Below are 15,618 nucleotides of genomic sequence, written 5' to 3'. Positions count from 1 at the left end.
CATGACACAGAACCAGATAATACAATTTCAAGAAAAGCAGCTTGAGTTGCTGCGCCGCGAAAGAGCCGCTGCCATGGATGCCCTTGAGCTTGCTGCTTCGCTCGGCAGTTTTGCGCCTTCTCTGTCGCAGCACAGTGACACCCGCCCCATTCTGGAAGAAACCTGCCTGCGTGCCCGCAAGATGATCGACATGAAAGGAGTGGCCATCTATCTGGCGCAGGAAGGAACGTATGACTTCGCCATGCAGTACTGCGACACCCCCGGCATGAACGAACTGATAGAGCGGGAGGTGAACAGCCTCATCGATGACAATTCTTTCGCGTATGCCATGAAAAGCAACGAGCCTCTCTTCTTCCTCACACGCGACGGCAAGCACCAGATACTGCTGCATGTCATCGGTTCGGCATCGCGGATACGGGGCATGCTGGTCGGCGTGTTGCAGCAGGACAAAGACGGCATTCTGGATACTACACGAAGACTGTTTTCCGTTGTCATGCTCTCTGCGGCGCATGCCATGGAAAGCCATGAGGTGAACAAGCTCTTTGCAGAAGACAATAAGCGGCTGGAGCAGAAGGTACTCGCCCGCACCCGTGCGCTGGAAGATACCAACAGACAGCTGCAGCAGATTTTCAACTCAATCCAGACGGGCGTTATCATCACCAACGCGAAAACCCAGAAAATTCATGATGCAAATCCCGCAGCCCTTGCCATGCTCAAGGCAAAGCCAGAAGATCTCATCGGCACAAGTTGCGCGGGCAGCATATGCTTTGAGGAACCCGAAAACTGTCCCTTCCATAACCGGCTGGCATTACGCATGAATTATGAGCATACCCTGCGAAGAACTGACGGGGTGAATATTCCCATCATCGAGAACGTTACCGAAATCCAGCTGGGCGGCCACCTCTTCTTTCTGAAGAGCTTCATGGACATCTCAGAACAGAAGAAACTGCAACAACTCAAGGAAGATGTGGAGCGCATAACCCGCCACGATCTCAAGTCTCCCCTCAACGGCATCATCAACCTGCCTGACGTGATCGTAGACATAGGCCCGCTCAATGATGACCAGCTTGAAATGCTCAAGCACATCAAGGAGTCCGGCTTCAAGATGCTCAAAACCATCAACGCATCGCTCGACCTTTTCAAAATGGAAACGGGAACCTATACCTTTGTTCCCGCAACAATAGATATCATGCAGATTCTGCGGAACGTGTTCATGGATATTGCCCCGCTCTCAAGCGCCCTGCAGATTTCCCATTCCATCACCGTTGACGGAGAAGCCTTTGAACCGGGCGATAAGATACTCGTCCGCGCAGAAGAAACCATGCTCTATTACCTCTTCTCCAATCTGCTGACCAATGCGGCAGAAGCCTCGCCTCAGGGCCACCACGTCAGTGTGAGCATTCTGCCCATGGGCGAACGTGTCGCTGTGGACATCCACAACTTCGGCGTGGTGCCTGAAGAGATTCGCGCAAACTTCTTCAGCAAGTACGTCACATTCGGTAAAAAGGGCGGAACAGGGCTCGGCACATTTTCCGCCAAGCTCATAACAGATACCCTTGGCGGCGAAATCTCTTTCACCACATCAGAAGAAATGGGCACCACCGTCACGGTCGTGCTCCCTGCCGCCTAGACGGCGGCACACACCCTGCCATATTCCGCGCAGAATCGGCCGCGTATAGGCAGCGACAGGCCCGTTCCCCCGACAGGCCGTCGCAGCAATGCGACAATACGACAATACAACGGGCAACGGCGCAAACGCGCATCCGCCTCCTCTCTGTGAGCTGCACAGCCTCATCATACCAGCTCATTTGCGTTCGCAGACAGGCAAGGGAACCGACGTTCTTCGTCAATCACTCATCAGCGCCCCGTTTTTGCGGATTGCGAAACCGCCTGACCGCCCCCTTCTCACCCATCAGCTTTCAGGCTATGGTATTATTCGTAGTGACATGCGGACGAAATCCGTCCTTCCCGCACAAGATTTTTTCAACGAATGGAAACCACAGAGTATCTTCATGCTCATTCTGCATACACGCCCCATTGTTTCGTTCCGCCCGACAGAACGGGCCACACAGACTATGAAAACCACGCGGTCCGCACGCTCTCTGACAGCCGCGGCTGTTCTCTGCTGCCTGCTGTTCGCCGTTGTTACCGCGCTCGTTACCGCAACTGCGGCCCACGCCCAGCCTGCCACGTCGCTGCAGGGCATACTTGAGGTCAAACAACGCGAACTGACCATGCTCACCAGCGCGGAAGAGGATATTGCACAGTCCGTTGACCAGCGCCTAGACGATGCCAAAGACGAGTACAACGACGTGCGCAAACTGTATGGCGAAACCCTGCTCGCGCAGGGCCTTTCGCTCGCTTCGCCCATAGAGGAACGCGCTCTGAGCAGGCAGCTGCACGCGCTTGAGCGTCGTCTGGCGACCGTGCGCAGCTCCCTGCAGGACATAAACGATCAGGCCAACATCCGGCTCGACCGACTGGGCACCATCAATACCCGCAACGACTTTTCGGCCCGCAAAGATCTGTCGCCCGAAATGCAGGAATTCGTCACCACCTACCTGAGCCAGATCATGCAGTTGCGCGCAAGACTTGATGCGCAGCAGAACAAGGCAGAAACACAGCTCAAACAGGTTACCACCCTCTTCGACAAGATCCGCTCCAAGCGCAACCAGAAGGAAGAAGGACTCGCCAACCACTGGAAGGATTATTTTTTCCGCAACAGTGAACCGCTTGTTTCCATTGAACTCTGGAAGCAGCCCGGCTCCATCCCGCTGTGGTTTTCCGTCCGCATAGTGGCACTGGGGCAGGAACTTGCCCTGCTGCAAACCAAAATTTTCTCCGCCGCTCTGCTCAGCATGTTCATCTTCACCGTGGTGGCCACAGGGGGTGTTCCCCTCATGCGCGCGGCCCTGCGGGATAATTCCGTTCCCGGCACCATTGCCGCACGGCTGCACCGTTCAGGGTTACTCGGCACTATAGGGTTTGCACTTGTTGTTTCCGACATGCGTATTTTCGGCGGTGCCGCCCCTTCATTCAGCGTGTTCAGCTGGTTCCTGTTCGGCTACGGCGTGCTCATGGGGTCCAACGCCATACGGCGCGCTGTTGTACCCAACTTCAACAACATTCCCAAAACTGCCGTCTCATGGCTGTTCCTCATCGGCGGGCTCATGCTCATCAACGAAACGCCCGCTAAGCTTGCAGTCCCCATGTGGACGGTCGTGCTGCTGCTGTTCCTCGGCTACATGACCTTCAAGCACCGCAAAGACCCCACACGGGGGGCCGTGGCGCTTACCGTGTGGTTCTGGATAGCCACCATTCTCACGCTCATCAGCCTTGCGGGCTTTGCCCGTTTTTCCGCCTTCCTCTGCATGTTCTGGTTCGGCGGCTACGTTGCCTACGGCGCAAGTGCGGGGCTCATGGCCACCTTGAACCGCAGCCTATCTTTCCTGCCGGACGAAGGCGGCTATGTCATGCTCAAAGGTGCCATACTCGGCGTTGCCTCTCCCCTTGTCTGGACGTCTTCATCAGCTCTCGGCCTGTACTGGTTCTATCAGTTCCTCGGCGCGGGCATTCTCAAGACAGTGGGCGAGCTGACCATAAGCTGGGAAGGATTCTCGCTCAAATTTGCCAGCGTGCTGTTGCTGGCCATTCTCTTTTACGTCACACGCGCCTGCTCGCATCTGGCACGGGGCGCACTGGATCGCATGGCCGAACGCTGGCCCAAGGGGCAGCGCGGCTCTGTGCTCTCGCTCAAGACCATGGCGAACTACGGCCTGTGGATCATCTACGGGCTGGTCGGCCTGCATATCCTCGGCGTAAGCCTCACCAGCCTCACGGTTGTTGCGGGTGGTCTTTCCGTGGGTATCGGCTTCGGCATGCAGACCATCTTCAACAACTTCTTCAGCGGACTCATTCTGCTGTTCGGCCGTTCCATCCAGCAGGGCGACATCATTCAGGTGGGCGACCTGTGGTGCACGGTGCGCACCATCAACATCCGCGCAACGGTTGTGGAAACATTCGACAACGCCTCGCTCATCATTCCCAACTCGGACCTTGTCACCACGCAGGTGACCAACTGGACCAAGAACAACGCCACCATCCGCCGCGACCTTGTGGTAGGCGTGGCCTACGGCTCGGATATCGAACTGGTCCGCAAGACCCTGCTTACCGTGGCGGAAGGTCACTCCCACGTGCTGCGCCGGCCCCAGCCTGCGGTCATTTTCAACGATTTCGGCGCAAGCACGCTCGACTTCATCCTGCGCGTGTGGATCAACGACATAGACTATGCCCTTTCCACCATCTCGGACCTGCGCTTTGCCATCGACAAGGCATTCCGCGAGGCGAACATAGAAATCGCCTTCCCGCAGATGGACCTGCATATCCGCTCCGCCCCCGCCCTGCAGGAACTGCAGTCCGCACACAACCTCCAGCCTGCGCAGGCAGGCAGGAAAACCGGCGGCAATCCGGAAGCCACGCCGGACCATGACGAGGAATAGACCAAAGCAGAAGCGCCCCGGACATCCGTCCGGGGCGCTTTATTTCAGGTCTGCAAAGCCGTCACAGAACCTTGCCCATATGCACAAAGACCAGTGAGCCGACCAGCAGACTGGCCATGGTGTAGTTGAACATGCGGCGGCGGAACGCCGTTTCGAGAAAACGGCTGATCTTTACGCCCACCACAGCCCACATGCCTATGCTGGGCGGTGTCACAGCCAGAAAAGCCGCCGCGATGATAAAGACATCGCGCATGGCGGTTTCGCCACCGGCAAAGGTGGCAACGGCGCCCACCACCATCATCCAGCATTTGGGGTTCACCCACTGGAACAGCAGCGCCTGCATGAAGGTGAAGGGCTTTGCTGCCCCGCCCGCCCCTGCTGCAACAGGGCTTATGTTGGCAATCTTCCACGCCAGGTACAGCAGGTATGCCCCGCCTACCCATTCCAGTGACGTGTGTATGACGGGAAACTCCATGAACACCTTTCCCAGCCCCAGTCCCACAGTCAGAATCATGGTCTGCATACCGCATGCGATGCCGCACATGTGCGGCAATGTTCTGCGGAATCCGAAATTCGCTCCGGAGGCAGTAAGCATGATATTGTTCGGCCCGGGTGTTGCCGTCATGGAAAGACAGAACAACACGAGGGGCAGAAGGTTCCCGGTCAGCGAAAGACCGTGCGTCGGTTCCATGCAAGCCTCCACTCTGTTTGCGTTGCCGAAACAGCCGCCGCGCTCCGACCGTTCGTGAGGGGCAGCTTTCAGTCTGCCATGCATAGTATTGACACAATCGCTTCGTCAAAATATCAATTGTCACCATGACAATATTGCATCACCTGCTCACCACCGTACGCAACGCAACGGATGCAGAGGCCCACGCTTCTGCCAAGCCCCGCTATCTGGCCATTGCCGATGCGGTGGAAAGCGCCATACGCACCGGCATTCTGCTGCCGGATGCACCGCTCCCCACCCAGCGCGAAGTGGCGGAACTGCTCGGCGTGACCGTGGGCACCGTTACCCGCGGCTATGCGGAAGCGGCACGGCGCGGACTGGTGCGGGGCGAAACAGGCAGGGGTACCTTTGTACTTTCGCAGCGCATGACCTTTGCCCAGATCGGCCGCGATTCGCTGAGTGCAGACGGCAACCCGAGGGTTGATCTGGGACTGAACACGCCCTTTCATTCGCTGGACCCCGACCTTGGCGCGGCGCTTGCTACCCTTGCCGCGCGGCGCGACATTCAGCACCTGCTCTATTACCACCAGCCGCGTGGATTGCTCCGGCACAGGGAAACAGGGGTGCGCTGGGCCGCGCTGCACGGGTATGAGGCAACGCCCGATAACGTGCTCGTGTGTTCCGGCGCCCAGCATGGCATGACCGTCACCCTTGGCGCGCTCTTTTCTCCGGGCGACCGCATTGCCGTGGAGAGCCTGACCTACCCGCTCATCAAGCCCCTTGCAAAACGCCTGCGCCTGCAGCTGGTACCTATCCCCATGGACGAACAGGGCATGCTGCCCGACGCCCTTGCCGCAGCAAGCGCGCAGGAAGCCGTGCGCGGCCTCTACATCATGCCCGGCTGCCAGAATCCCACGCTCGCCCACATGCCGGAATACCGCCGCCATGAAATAGCCACAGTCTGCCGCCGCCACGGAATACGCATCATAGAGGACGACATGTACGCCCTGACGCTGGATTCCGTGCTGCCTCCCATATCTGCCCACGCACCGGAACTGGGGCATTTCATCGCGTCCACCTCCAAGGCGCTTACCGGCGGGTTGCGCACCGCCTTTGTCTGCGTGCCGCCGGAATCCGTCCGCCGTGTGGAGGCCGCCATAGAAGCCTCCATCTGGATGTCCGCCTCCCTCATGACCGAGATTGCCACCCTGTGGATAGAAGACGGAACAGCCGCCAGAGTGCTCAGCGCCAAACGCACGGAAGCCGCTGCCCGCAACCGCATGGCGCAGGATATTCTGGGAGAGTGGCAGTTCTTTTCCCGCCCCACGGGTTACTTCATCTGGCTGCGCCTGCCCAAACGCTGGAGGTCAGTGGAGTTTGCCGAAGCCGCCTCGGAACGGGGCGTCTCCGTTGCCCACATGGAACACTTTGCCGTGGGCTACGCGCAGCCGGAACAGGGCGTGCGCATATCCCTGTGCGGCGCACAGGACAGGGAAAGTCTGCACGGCGGCCTGACCGTGCTTGCAGACCTGCTCAAGCTGTAACCGCTCTTTCACACACCTGCGGCGCGTGCCTCCCTCATGCGCCGCCTCATTTTTTGTCTTCTCTCTTCATCCCATCCTCATTTTTTCCTTTTCACACAGCATGTTGCCACAGCGCCGCAATCATTGGCGGCGCCCCCGCACCATGTAGCACAGGCACCTCTCGCAGCTCAATAAGCGTTCACTTCATGACACGAATGCAGCAGTGAATATTTTTTCTTATTTCACTTGTGCTATCTTTTGTAATTTCGTAACACACAACAGGTGCTGTCGTCGAACGACGCAAACGTGTAACCAGTTAAAGGAGTTGTCATGTCTGGATGCAAACCAAAGCATCCCGCTGCCGCTCCGGCCTACCTGTCAGGGCTGGAGCCGCCGGCAACGGGACAACGTGTGGAGATGGAAGGGGTAACGTACAAAGTTGCCGCTCCGCACGGTATTGACCCCGCCTCTATGTTTTTCGTGCAGGTGGACGTGGATAAATGCATGAGCTGCGGCGAATGCGAAGCCCACTGTCCCACCGGAGCCATTCAGGAAATGCATCCTGATGGCCAGCGCGGTGTTGTGGACCCTGCCGCCTGTGTCAACTGTGGTCAGTGTCTTGCCAACTGTCCCTTCGGCGCAATCCACGAAGAAGTTTCGTATGTTGGCGAAATCTTCGAAAAGCTGCGCGATCCCGATACCGTGGTCGTTTCCATGCCCGCCCCTGCGGTGCGCTACGGCCTTGGCGAATGCTTCGGCCTGCCCACAGGCACCTACGTGGGCGGCAAAATGCACGCTGCGCTGCGTCGCCTCGGCTTCGATCTCATCTGGGATAACGAATGGGCCGCCGACGTCACCATCATGGAAGAAGGCACCGAGCTGCTCGAGCGCGTGAAAAAGGGCGACAAGCCCCTGCCGCAGTTCACCTCCTGCTGTCCCGGTTGGGTGAAGTTCGCGGAAACCTACTATCCCGATCTCAACGATCATCTTTCCACCTGCAAGTCCCCCATCGGCATGCTTGGCTCGCTGGCCAAGACTTATGGTGCCGAACAGAGCGGCATTGCGGGCAAGAAGATGTATACCGTTTCCATCATGCCCTGCGTGGCCAAGAAGTTCGAAGGTCTGCGGCCTGAAATGGACGCCAGCGGCTACCGCGACATTGACGCCACCATCAATACCCGCGAACTGGCATGGATGATCAAGCAGGCCGGTATCGATTTCATGAGCCTGCCTGAAGAAGAGCCCGATCCGGCGCTTGGCATGTCCACCGGTGCGGCCACCATCTTCGGCACCAGCGGCGGCGTTATGGAAGCTGCCCTGCGTCTGGCCTATGAGGTGCTCTCCGGCGATACCCTCGCCAATCCCGACATCAAGGTCGTGCGTGCGCATGAAGGCCTGAAGACCGCAGACATTCCCGTGCCCAACTTCGGCACCGTGAAGGTTGCCGTGGTCAGCGGCCTGCAGAATGCTGCCAAGCTGTGTGACGAAGTGCGGGCGGGCAAGTCCCCCTACCACTTCATCGAAGTGATGACCTGCCCCGGCGGCTGCGTAAACGGCGGCGGCCAGCCTCTGGAACCCGGCATGCTGCAGTCTTCCCTGTTCCGCAGCACCGTCGCCAAGATCAACCGTCGCTACACCCAGCGCCGCGTAGGCTAGGAGGCAACCATGAAGAACATCGCAACCATGTCCAGACGCGGATTCATCAAGCTTGCAGGCTTCACCTGCGGGTACGCCGTGCTGGGCTTCAACATGACCCGCGAGGCAGTTGCCGCCACGCTGGAATTCATCGGCCTCCGTCAGCAGTCCGTGTATGAAGCGGACCGCAAGATATACACCATCCGCAAATCGCAGGATAACCCCATGATCAAGAAGCTCTACGCCAAGGACGGCTTCCTGCATGAAGGTCCCTGCGGTCACGAATCGCACCACCTGCTCCACACGCACTACAGCGACCGGAGCGAAAGCCTGAAGGCCCTCAAGGCCAAGGGCGTGAAACTGGCACTGTAACCACGCCGTATTCCTACGGGCAGCCTGCGGGAAGGAGCAATCTGAACCTCAGGGCCGCCCTTGTATCCGCCGGATGGAGCCAAAGCACCTGACGACGCCTCACCGGCCTGCCCGTAAGGACCCTGCGACATGATGCAAAGCACAAGGAAATACTCTTGATGGACAAGCGCATGGGCGTTGTCAGCGTGATCGTTGGCAACAGACAACAGGATGCGGGCATGGTGAACGACATTATCAGCCGCCACGGGGAGCTTGTTCTCGCCCGAATGGGGGTTCCCTGCCGCGACAGGGGCGTGAGCGTCATCGCCCTCATCATAGAGGCCACAACCAACGAAGTGGGTTCGCTCACGGGGCAGTTGGGCAGCCTTCCCAGCGTCAGGGTCAAATCTTCACTCGTGTAATCACGGAGGCGGATATGCAGTTGGATACAAAGGGACTGACGAATTTCATAGACGAAGAAGCCATCTGGAAAACCGTACGGGCAACGGAAAACCCAGAGGCAGCACGTGTGCGCGGTATTCTGGACAAGGCGAAGGAAGCAAAGGGCCTTACCCTTGAAGAAACGGGCTGCCTGCTGCAGGTGGACGATCCGGAACTGAACGAGGCCGTGTTCGAAACGGCGCGCACGGTCAAGCAGACCATTTACGGCAACCGCATGGTGCTCTTCGCGCCGCTCTACATTACCAACGAATGCGGCAACCGCTGTGTCTATTGCGGCTTCAAGGCCGATAACACCGAGCTTGTCCGCCGCACGCTCACACCGGAAGAAATCCGGCAGGAAGTGACCGTGCTGGAAAACCTCGGCCACAAGCGCCTGCTGCTGGTCTACGGCGAGCACCCCAGATTCGGGGCCGACTGGATTGCGGAAACCGTCCGCACCGTCTACGACACTGTTTCAGAAAAAAGCGGCGAAATCCGGCGCGTGAACATCAACTGTGCGCCGCTTGATGTAGCAGGCTTCCGCACCCTGCACGAGGTGGGCATAGGCACCTACCAGTGTTTTCAGGAAACCTACCACACCGAAACCTACGCCGCCCTGCACCCCAGCGGACACAAAAAACATTTCCTGTGGCGTCTTTATGCCCTGCACAGGGCCATGGAAGCGGGCATTGATGACGTGGGCATGGGCGCATTGCTCGGACTCTACGACCACCGCTTCGACATCCTTGCCATGCTCACGCACGCGGCAGAACTGGAAAAGCACTTCGGCGTGGGACCGCACACCATTTCGTTCCCCCGTCTGGAACCTGCCCTCAACGCGGATATAGCCTACAACCCGCCCCACCCCATAACGAACGAGCAGTTCAAGCGGCTGGTGGCCGTGCTGCGTCTGGCCGTGCCCTACACCGGCCTCATTCTCAGCACCCGCGAAGGCAAGACCATGCGCCGCGAACTGCTGGACCTTGGCGTTTCGCAGCTGAGCGCAGGTTCGCGCACCTATCCCGGTGCCTATGCCGACCCAAACTACGACCGACCGGACGTGCAGCAGTTCTGTGTGGGCGACAACCGCAGCCTAGAAGAGGTGATTCAGGAAATCGTGCATCACGGCTACATCCCTTCATGGTGCACAGCCTGCTACCGGCTCGGCAGAACCGGCGAGCATTTCATGGAACTGGCCAAGAAAGGATTCATTCAGGAATTCTGCCATCCCAACTCGCTGCTCACCTTCAAGGAATATCTGCACGACTACGCCGGAAACGACACCCGCGCAGTGGGCCTGCCGCTCGTTCAGCGCGAGGTGGACAACTTCCCCGCCAAGCGGCGCGATCTCGTGGTTTCGCGGCTTGATCGAATCGAACAGGGCGAACGGGATCTCTACCTGTAAGCCTTATCAAGAATATCCCTGCCAGGATGGGTTGACAAACACCGGTTGACCCACAGAAAACAGGAAGGACCGGGTTCCCCTGCCCGGTCCGTCCCGTTTCCTTCTTACGCCTCAGGAGATAGCCCATGCCCAGCCATACCCGGACCGAGCAGGACCAGTTCGGCAGCCTTGAAATACCGGCAGATGCCCTGTACGGCATCCACACCGCACGCGCCGTTGCCAACTTTCCCCTGTCCGGCTACCGGCTGCCCGCCGTGTTCATCCGCGCCTATGCGCAGGTGAAGCTTGCCTGCGTGCGCACCAATGCCTCGCTGGGATACCTGTCTCTGCCCATGGCACAGGCGCTGGAAACAGCCTGCAAGGAACTTGCGGACGGCAGCCACCATGACCAGATCGTGGTGGACGCCTTTCAAGGCGGGGCAGGCACCTCCACCAACATGAATTTCAACGAGGTCATCGCCAACCGCGCTGCCATGCTGATGGGGCAGGCGGCAGGATCAGGATCTGAGTCAGGTTCAGACACAAGCATAGGTGCAGGCTCAGGTTCAGGTTCGGACTCGGGCTCAGTCTCGGGCTCGGGCGCAGTGCATCCGCTGCACCACGTCAACCTGCATCAGTCCACCAACGATACCTATCCCACGGCACTCAAGGTTGCCGTGCTGCACGAGCTGAAAGCGCTGGAGCAGCCTGTTGCCGACCTGCAGGAAACCCTGCAGCGCAAGGAACAGGCCCACCGCAACGTGCTGCGCCTTGGCCGCACGGAAATGCAGGACGCCGTGCCGCTGACCGCAGGCATGACCTTTGGGGCGTGGGCAGAAGCCGTGGCCCGCGACCGCTGGCGCATCTTCAAATGCCGCGAGCGCATCCGGCAGGTGAATCTCGGCGGCACGGCGGTAGGCACCGGCCTTGGCGCACCGCGCGACTATGTGTTGCGCGTGACCGATGAACTGCGGCGCATTACGGGCCTTAAACTCTCCCGCGCCGAAAATCTGGTGGATGCCACCCAGAACCTTGATGACTTTGTAGAGGTTTCCGGCCTGCTCAAAGCCTGCGCCGTGAACCTTTTGAAGATCTGCAGCGATATCCGCCTGCTCTCCAGCGGGCCTGCCGCCGGTCTGGGCGAACTGCGCATTCCCGCCATGCAGACCGGCTCCACGGTCATGCCGGGCAAGGTCAATCCGGTCATACCCGAGGCCGTTTCGCAGGCCGCGCTGCGCATCATGTCCAACGATGCGCTGGCAGGACAGGTGGCTGCCCTCGGCAATCTTGAACTGAACCAGTTCATGCCGCTCATGGCCCACAGCATGCTGGAATCGCTGCACCTGCTCAAACAAGCGGTCATTCTGCTGCACACCCGCTGCATCACGCAGGCAGAGCCGGATGCCGGACGCTGTCTGGGGCATGTGGAATCCGGTGGTGCGCTGGCTGCCGTGCTGGTTCCTGCCGTGGGCTATGCCCGTGCCGAAGCCATAGCGCAGGCAGCACGGAATAAGGGCATCAGCCTTGCCCAAGCCGCTGCGGAAGATCTGAACATGCCTCCTGAGGTCATAGCCACGCTGCTCTCCCCCGAACGGATGCACCAGCTCGGCTACACGGAAGAAACCTATGCCGCCTTCAGGAAGGATAATGACACCAAGGGAGGCAAGGCATGATCTCAGCCGGAGTAACAAGCCTCAACCTGCCGGAGCGCATTGCCGCCGCACGGCAGCGCATATGGTTTCATGCGCCGCCCTACGGCAGATTTGCCGCAGCTGCCCCGCTGTGCGAGGCCCTGCATGCCACACTTTCTCGCCCGCAGGGGCCATGCCTCACAATTGCCACACTGCCTTGCATGGAAATATCGTGGATGCCTGACTTCATGCGTCTGCTCAGGCCCCACGCAAATAGGCAGGCACTGCAGCAGGAACTTGCGGACTCCGATAATTTTCTACGCCAACTGAAGAATGACCACCCGGAGCGCGTACACATCCGCACCATACACCTGCGCCCGAGCCTGCCGGTGCTGATTATTGACGACACCATCTATTTCGGCCACTTTGCACACAGCGCCACGCTCACACCGGACGGGTTCTGGTGCACCGTGACAGCCCCGGTTGAAGAACTGCTGCGCATTGCCGCACACCCCGCCATGCCGCACGCCGCTCACGGCCCTGTGGCCGAGCAACACGCCGCACAAGACCTTGTGTCCGAACAATATACGGCACAAATGCTTGTGTCCGAGCAACATACGGCACAAGTGCTTGTGTCCGAGCAACATACGGCACAAATGCTTGTGCCTGAGCACCGTGCCGCCCTGCGCATTGTGGAAGAATGCGTCACCTCCACCTGTTCCGCCGCCGAATCAGCAGTCCCCTTCACGCAACAAACCACTACGGAACCATGATCATGCAGCCCAGCGAAATTCGTGATGCCCTGCTTGCACCACAGGCCGATGCCCTGTTTGCCGAAGCCCGCACCCTGCGCGACAGCGTGTTCGGCCGCGAGGTGTTCCAGCGCGGCGTGGTGGAATTTACCAACCACTGCCGCAAGAACTGCCACTATTGCGGCCTGCGCAATGCCAATACCGCACTGCAGCGCTTCAGGCTGGATGCGGATGCCATTCTGCAAGCCGCCCGCACAGCGGTGGAGCTGGGCATGGGCACCGTGGTGCTGCAGTCCGGCGAAGAAGAGACCATCGCCATACGCCCCATCGGCTACCTGATAGGGCAGATCAAGCAGATGGGCGCCATCTCAATCACGCTGTCATTGGGTGACCATGACGAGGATGCCTACCGCTACTGGCACGATTGCGGGGCAGACCGCTATCTGCTCAAAATGGAAACATTCAATCCCGAACTGCACGCCCGCCTGCGACCGGGACAAAGCGTGCGGGAACGTCTGAACAGGGTGGAGATGCTCTGCCGCATCGGCTACGAGACCGGCTCTGGCATCATCACCGGACTGCCGGGCATGACAACGGATATTCTGGCAGAAGACCTTCGCCTGCTGAGCGGGCTCCCGCTGGACATGATTGCCGTCGGCCCGTTCATCCCGCATCCCCAGACGCCTCTCAAGGAAGCCGCCCCCGGCCTGATGGAAGAATCCTTGCGGGCCACGGCCCTGCTCAGGCTCATGAATCCCGCGGCCAACATTCCCGCCACCAGCGCGCTTGATGCCCTCAGCGCCCACGGGCGCGAACAGGGCCTGAATGCGGGAGCCAACGTGGTCATGCCCTCAGTCACGCCGGAACCCGTTCGGGCAGGATACAATATTTATCCCGGCAAGAATGCCGCGCCAGAACCGGTGCGGCTGATTGTGGGCAGGCTGCAGCAACGGCTGCGCGATGCGGGCTACGAACCGTCGTCATCGCGGGGTGAATCGCCGGTAAGAAAAACAGGATGCGCCGGAACAGCAGACAACCCGAACAGTTGACCGGCACCTCAGCGCCGCTGACGCATAATACGTCGCGGCAGAGATCAACCGGATACCCTCTTCCGGTTTTACAGAGGAGAGGGGCCAGCTGATTCCTGTCCGCCGGAGACTGCAGCAGCAAACAATTTCTTTGCCTTCAAACAGACAGGAGAACAGGCATGTCTGAAAAAGCCCCCAGAGGCGTACGCATGGTCATCACCCTTGTCGGCCGACGCAACGCCGGAAAATCGTCGCTCATCAACGCCCTTGCGGGGCAGGACATTGCCATCGTCTCCGATCACCCCGGCACCACAACTGATCCGGTTGCCAAGCATTACGAGCTGCTACCGCTGGGTCCCGTCACCTTTTATGATACGGCGGGGCTGGACGATACCGGCGAGCTTGGCGAACTGCGCATCAAGGCCACCCGCAAGGTGCTTTACCGCACGGATGTGGCCCTGATGGTGGCCAGTCCCGCTGCCACAGGTTCCGGCTCCACGCCTGACGCCCTCGGCAACGAGGAACGCGATATTCTGGCCACCCTGCGCGAGATGGGCATTCCCGTCATTGTCATCTTCAACAAAACGGATGCAGCCGCTCCCAGTGCCGACGACATCGCCTTCTGCGCCAGCGAAGGTCTGCCCCACGTGCTGTGCTCCACCGCCACGGGCGAAGGAGTGGACGCCGTCAAGAAGGCGCTCATAGACACCGCACCGCCCGAATTTGCCGAAGACCCTGTGCTTGTGGGCGACCTTATCGGTGAAGGCGACACCGTGCTCTGTGTGGTGCCCATTGACCTTGCCGCGCCCAAGGGTCGTCTCATCCTGCCGCAGGTGCAGGTGCTGCGCGATGTGCTGGACAGCGACGCCATCGGCCTTGTGGTGAAAGAACGCGAACTGGAAGAGGCTCTTGCCGCCCTGCGTAGCGACCCTGCGCTGGTTGTCACGGATTCGCAGGTGGTGCTCAAGGTGGCGGGCGAGGTGCCCGAACACGTGCCCATGACCACTTTTTCCATCCTTTTTGCGCGCTACAAGGGCGAGCTGCACACCATGGTGCAGGGCGCCCGCGCCATAGACTACCTGAAAGACGGCGACAGAATCCTCATGTGCGAAGCCTGTTCCCACCACGCCGTGGCGGACGATATAGGCCGCGTGAAGATTCCCCGGTGGATCAGCCAGTACACGGGCAAGAAGCTGGAATTCATCACCTACGCGGGCCACGACTTTCCGCAGGACCTTGAAGGCTTCGCCCTTGCCGTTCACTGCGGTGGCTGCATGACCAACCGCGCAGAGATGCTGCGCCGCATCCGCGAATGCGCACGGCGCGGGGTGCCTATTACCAACTACGGTGTTGCCATATCCAAGGTGCAGGGCGTGCTTGACAGGGTGGTCAAACCCTTCGGCCTGTAGCGAACTTCAACCCGCTCGCCAACCATTCACCGCGAAGAACGCCACGACTCCCGCCCGGCATCCGGCCATCTGCACTGCAGGCCGCTATCAACAGAGCGCTGCGGATGATGTTTATGGCAGGCAGCAGTTCGAGAGCGGGGCATACGCACGGTCAGGCTGAGACAGGCAGAAACAGGCAGGAACAGGCAGGAACAGGCAGGTGCGACAGGTATGCCTCATGACACAGGCAGAGGCTGACAGGATGGGACTGACAGGAAGTGCACTTTTTCCAAAAACATCTTGTAACCATCTTGAA

At 59.6% G+C, this 15,618-nt stretch carries 12 protein-coding genes; 11 read left to right on the top strand and 1 reads right to left on the bottom strand.

Annotated elements, in window-relative coordinates; genetic code table 11:
• Nucleotide 1: 1 nt before the first annotated feature.
• Complete coding sequence (locus tag HUV30_RS03340) at nt 2-1,630, top strand: ATP-binding protein (protein WP_174404021.1); 1,629 nt, start codon at nt 2-4, stop codon at nt 1,628-1,630.
• A 382-nt stretch (nt 1,631-2,012) separates the two neighbouring features.
• Nucleotides 2,013-4,499 carry a mechanosensitive ion channel domain-containing protein gene (locus HUV30_RS03335; protein WP_174404020.1) on the top strand — a complete coding sequence of 829 codons (2,487 nt, stop codon included), beginning with the start codon at nt 2,013-2,015 and terminating at the stop codon, nt 4,497-4,499.
• 61 nt (nt 4,500-4,560) lie between these two features.
• Here HUV30_RS03335 and HUV30_RS03330 read toward each other — a convergent pair whose 3' ends face one another.
• Nucleotides 4,561-5,190, bottom strand: a complete 630-nt coding sequence (locus tag HUV30_RS03330) for a LysE family translocator (protein ID WP_205245186.1) — start codon at nt 5,188-5,190, stop codon at nt 4,561-4,563.
• Nucleotides 5,191-5,315: 125 nt separating this feature from the next.
• Here HUV30_RS03330 and HUV30_RS03325 point away from each other — a divergent pair, with 125 nt between their 5' ends.
• The 9 genes from HUV30_RS03325 (at nt 5,316) to hydF (ending at nt 15,323) form a co-directional block, all read left to right on the top strand.
• Nucleotides 5,316-6,713 carry an aminotransferase-like domain-containing protein gene (locus tag HUV30_RS03325; RefSeq protein WP_174404019.1) on the top strand — a complete coding sequence of 466 codons (1,398 nt, stop codon included), beginning with the start codon at nt 5,316-5,318 and terminating at the stop codon, nt 6,711-6,713.
• Nucleotides 6,714-7,022: 309 nt separating this feature from the next.
• Entirely contained in the window at nt 7,023-8,348 is a 1,326-nt protein-coding gene (locus tag HUV30_RS03320) for a [FeFe] hydrogenase, group A (RefSeq protein ID WP_174404018.1), read from the top strand.
• A gap of 9 nt (nt 8,349-8,357) precedes the next feature.
• Nucleotides 8,358-8,699, top strand: a complete 342-nt coding sequence (locus HUV30_RS03315; RefSeq protein WP_174404017.1) for an iron hydrogenase small subunit — start codon at nt 8,358-8,360, stop codon at nt 8,697-8,699.
• 158 nt (nt 8,700-8,857) lie between these two features.
• Nucleotides 8,858-9,100 carry a TM1266 family iron-only hydrogenase system putative regulator gene (locus HUV30_RS03310; RefSeq protein WP_174404140.1) on the top strand — a complete coding sequence of 81 codons (243 nt, stop codon included), beginning with the start codon at nt 8,858-8,860 and terminating at the stop codon, nt 9,098-9,100.
• Nucleotides 9,101-9,114: 14 nt separating this feature from the next.
• Complete coding sequence (gene hydG, locus HUV30_RS03305; protein WP_174404016.1) at nt 9,115-10,524, top strand: [FeFe] hydrogenase H-cluster radical SAM maturase HydG; 1,410 nt, start codon at nt 9,115-9,117, stop codon at nt 10,522-10,524.
• Between the two features lie 125 nt (nt 10,525-10,649).
• Nucleotides 10,650-12,176 (top strand): aspartate ammonia-lyase, encoded by a 1,527-nt coding sequence (locus HUV30_RS03300; protein ID WP_174404015.1) that lies wholly within the window; start codon nt 10,650-10,652, stop codon nt 12,174-12,176.
• The gene (locus HUV30_RS03295) at nt 12,173-12,907 is read left to right on the top strand and encodes a hypothetical protein (RefSeq protein ID WP_174404014.1); all 735 of its coding nucleotides are present in this window, start codon (nt 12,173-12,175) and stop codon (nt 12,905-12,907) included. Before HUV30_RS03300 ends, HUV30_RS03295 begins: the two co-directional genes overlap by 4 nt.
• 2 nt (nt 12,908-12,909) lie before the next feature.
• Complete coding sequence (hydE, locus tag HUV30_RS03290) at nt 12,910-13,935, top strand: [FeFe] hydrogenase H-cluster radical SAM maturase HydE (protein WP_174404013.1); 1,026 nt, start codon at nt 12,910-12,912, stop codon at nt 13,933-13,935.
• 158 nt (nt 13,936-14,093) lie between these two features.
• On the top strand, nt 14,094-15,323 hold the full coding sequence (hydF, locus tag HUV30_RS03285; protein ID WP_174404012.1) for a [FeFe] hydrogenase H-cluster maturation GTPase HydF: 1,230 nt from the start codon (nt 14,094-14,096) through the stop codon (nt 15,321-15,323).
• The last annotated feature ends 295 nt before the right edge of the window (nt 15,324-15,618 follow it).

Source organism: Desulfovibrio subterraneus (assembly GCF_013340285.1).
GTDB lineage: Bacteria > Desulfobacterota > Desulfovibrionia > Desulfovibrionales > Desulfovibrionaceae > Halodesulfovibrio > Halodesulfovibrio subterraneus.
Note: the sequence above shows the minus strand (reverse complement) of the source record. Positions and strands in the feature narration are given on the sequence as shown.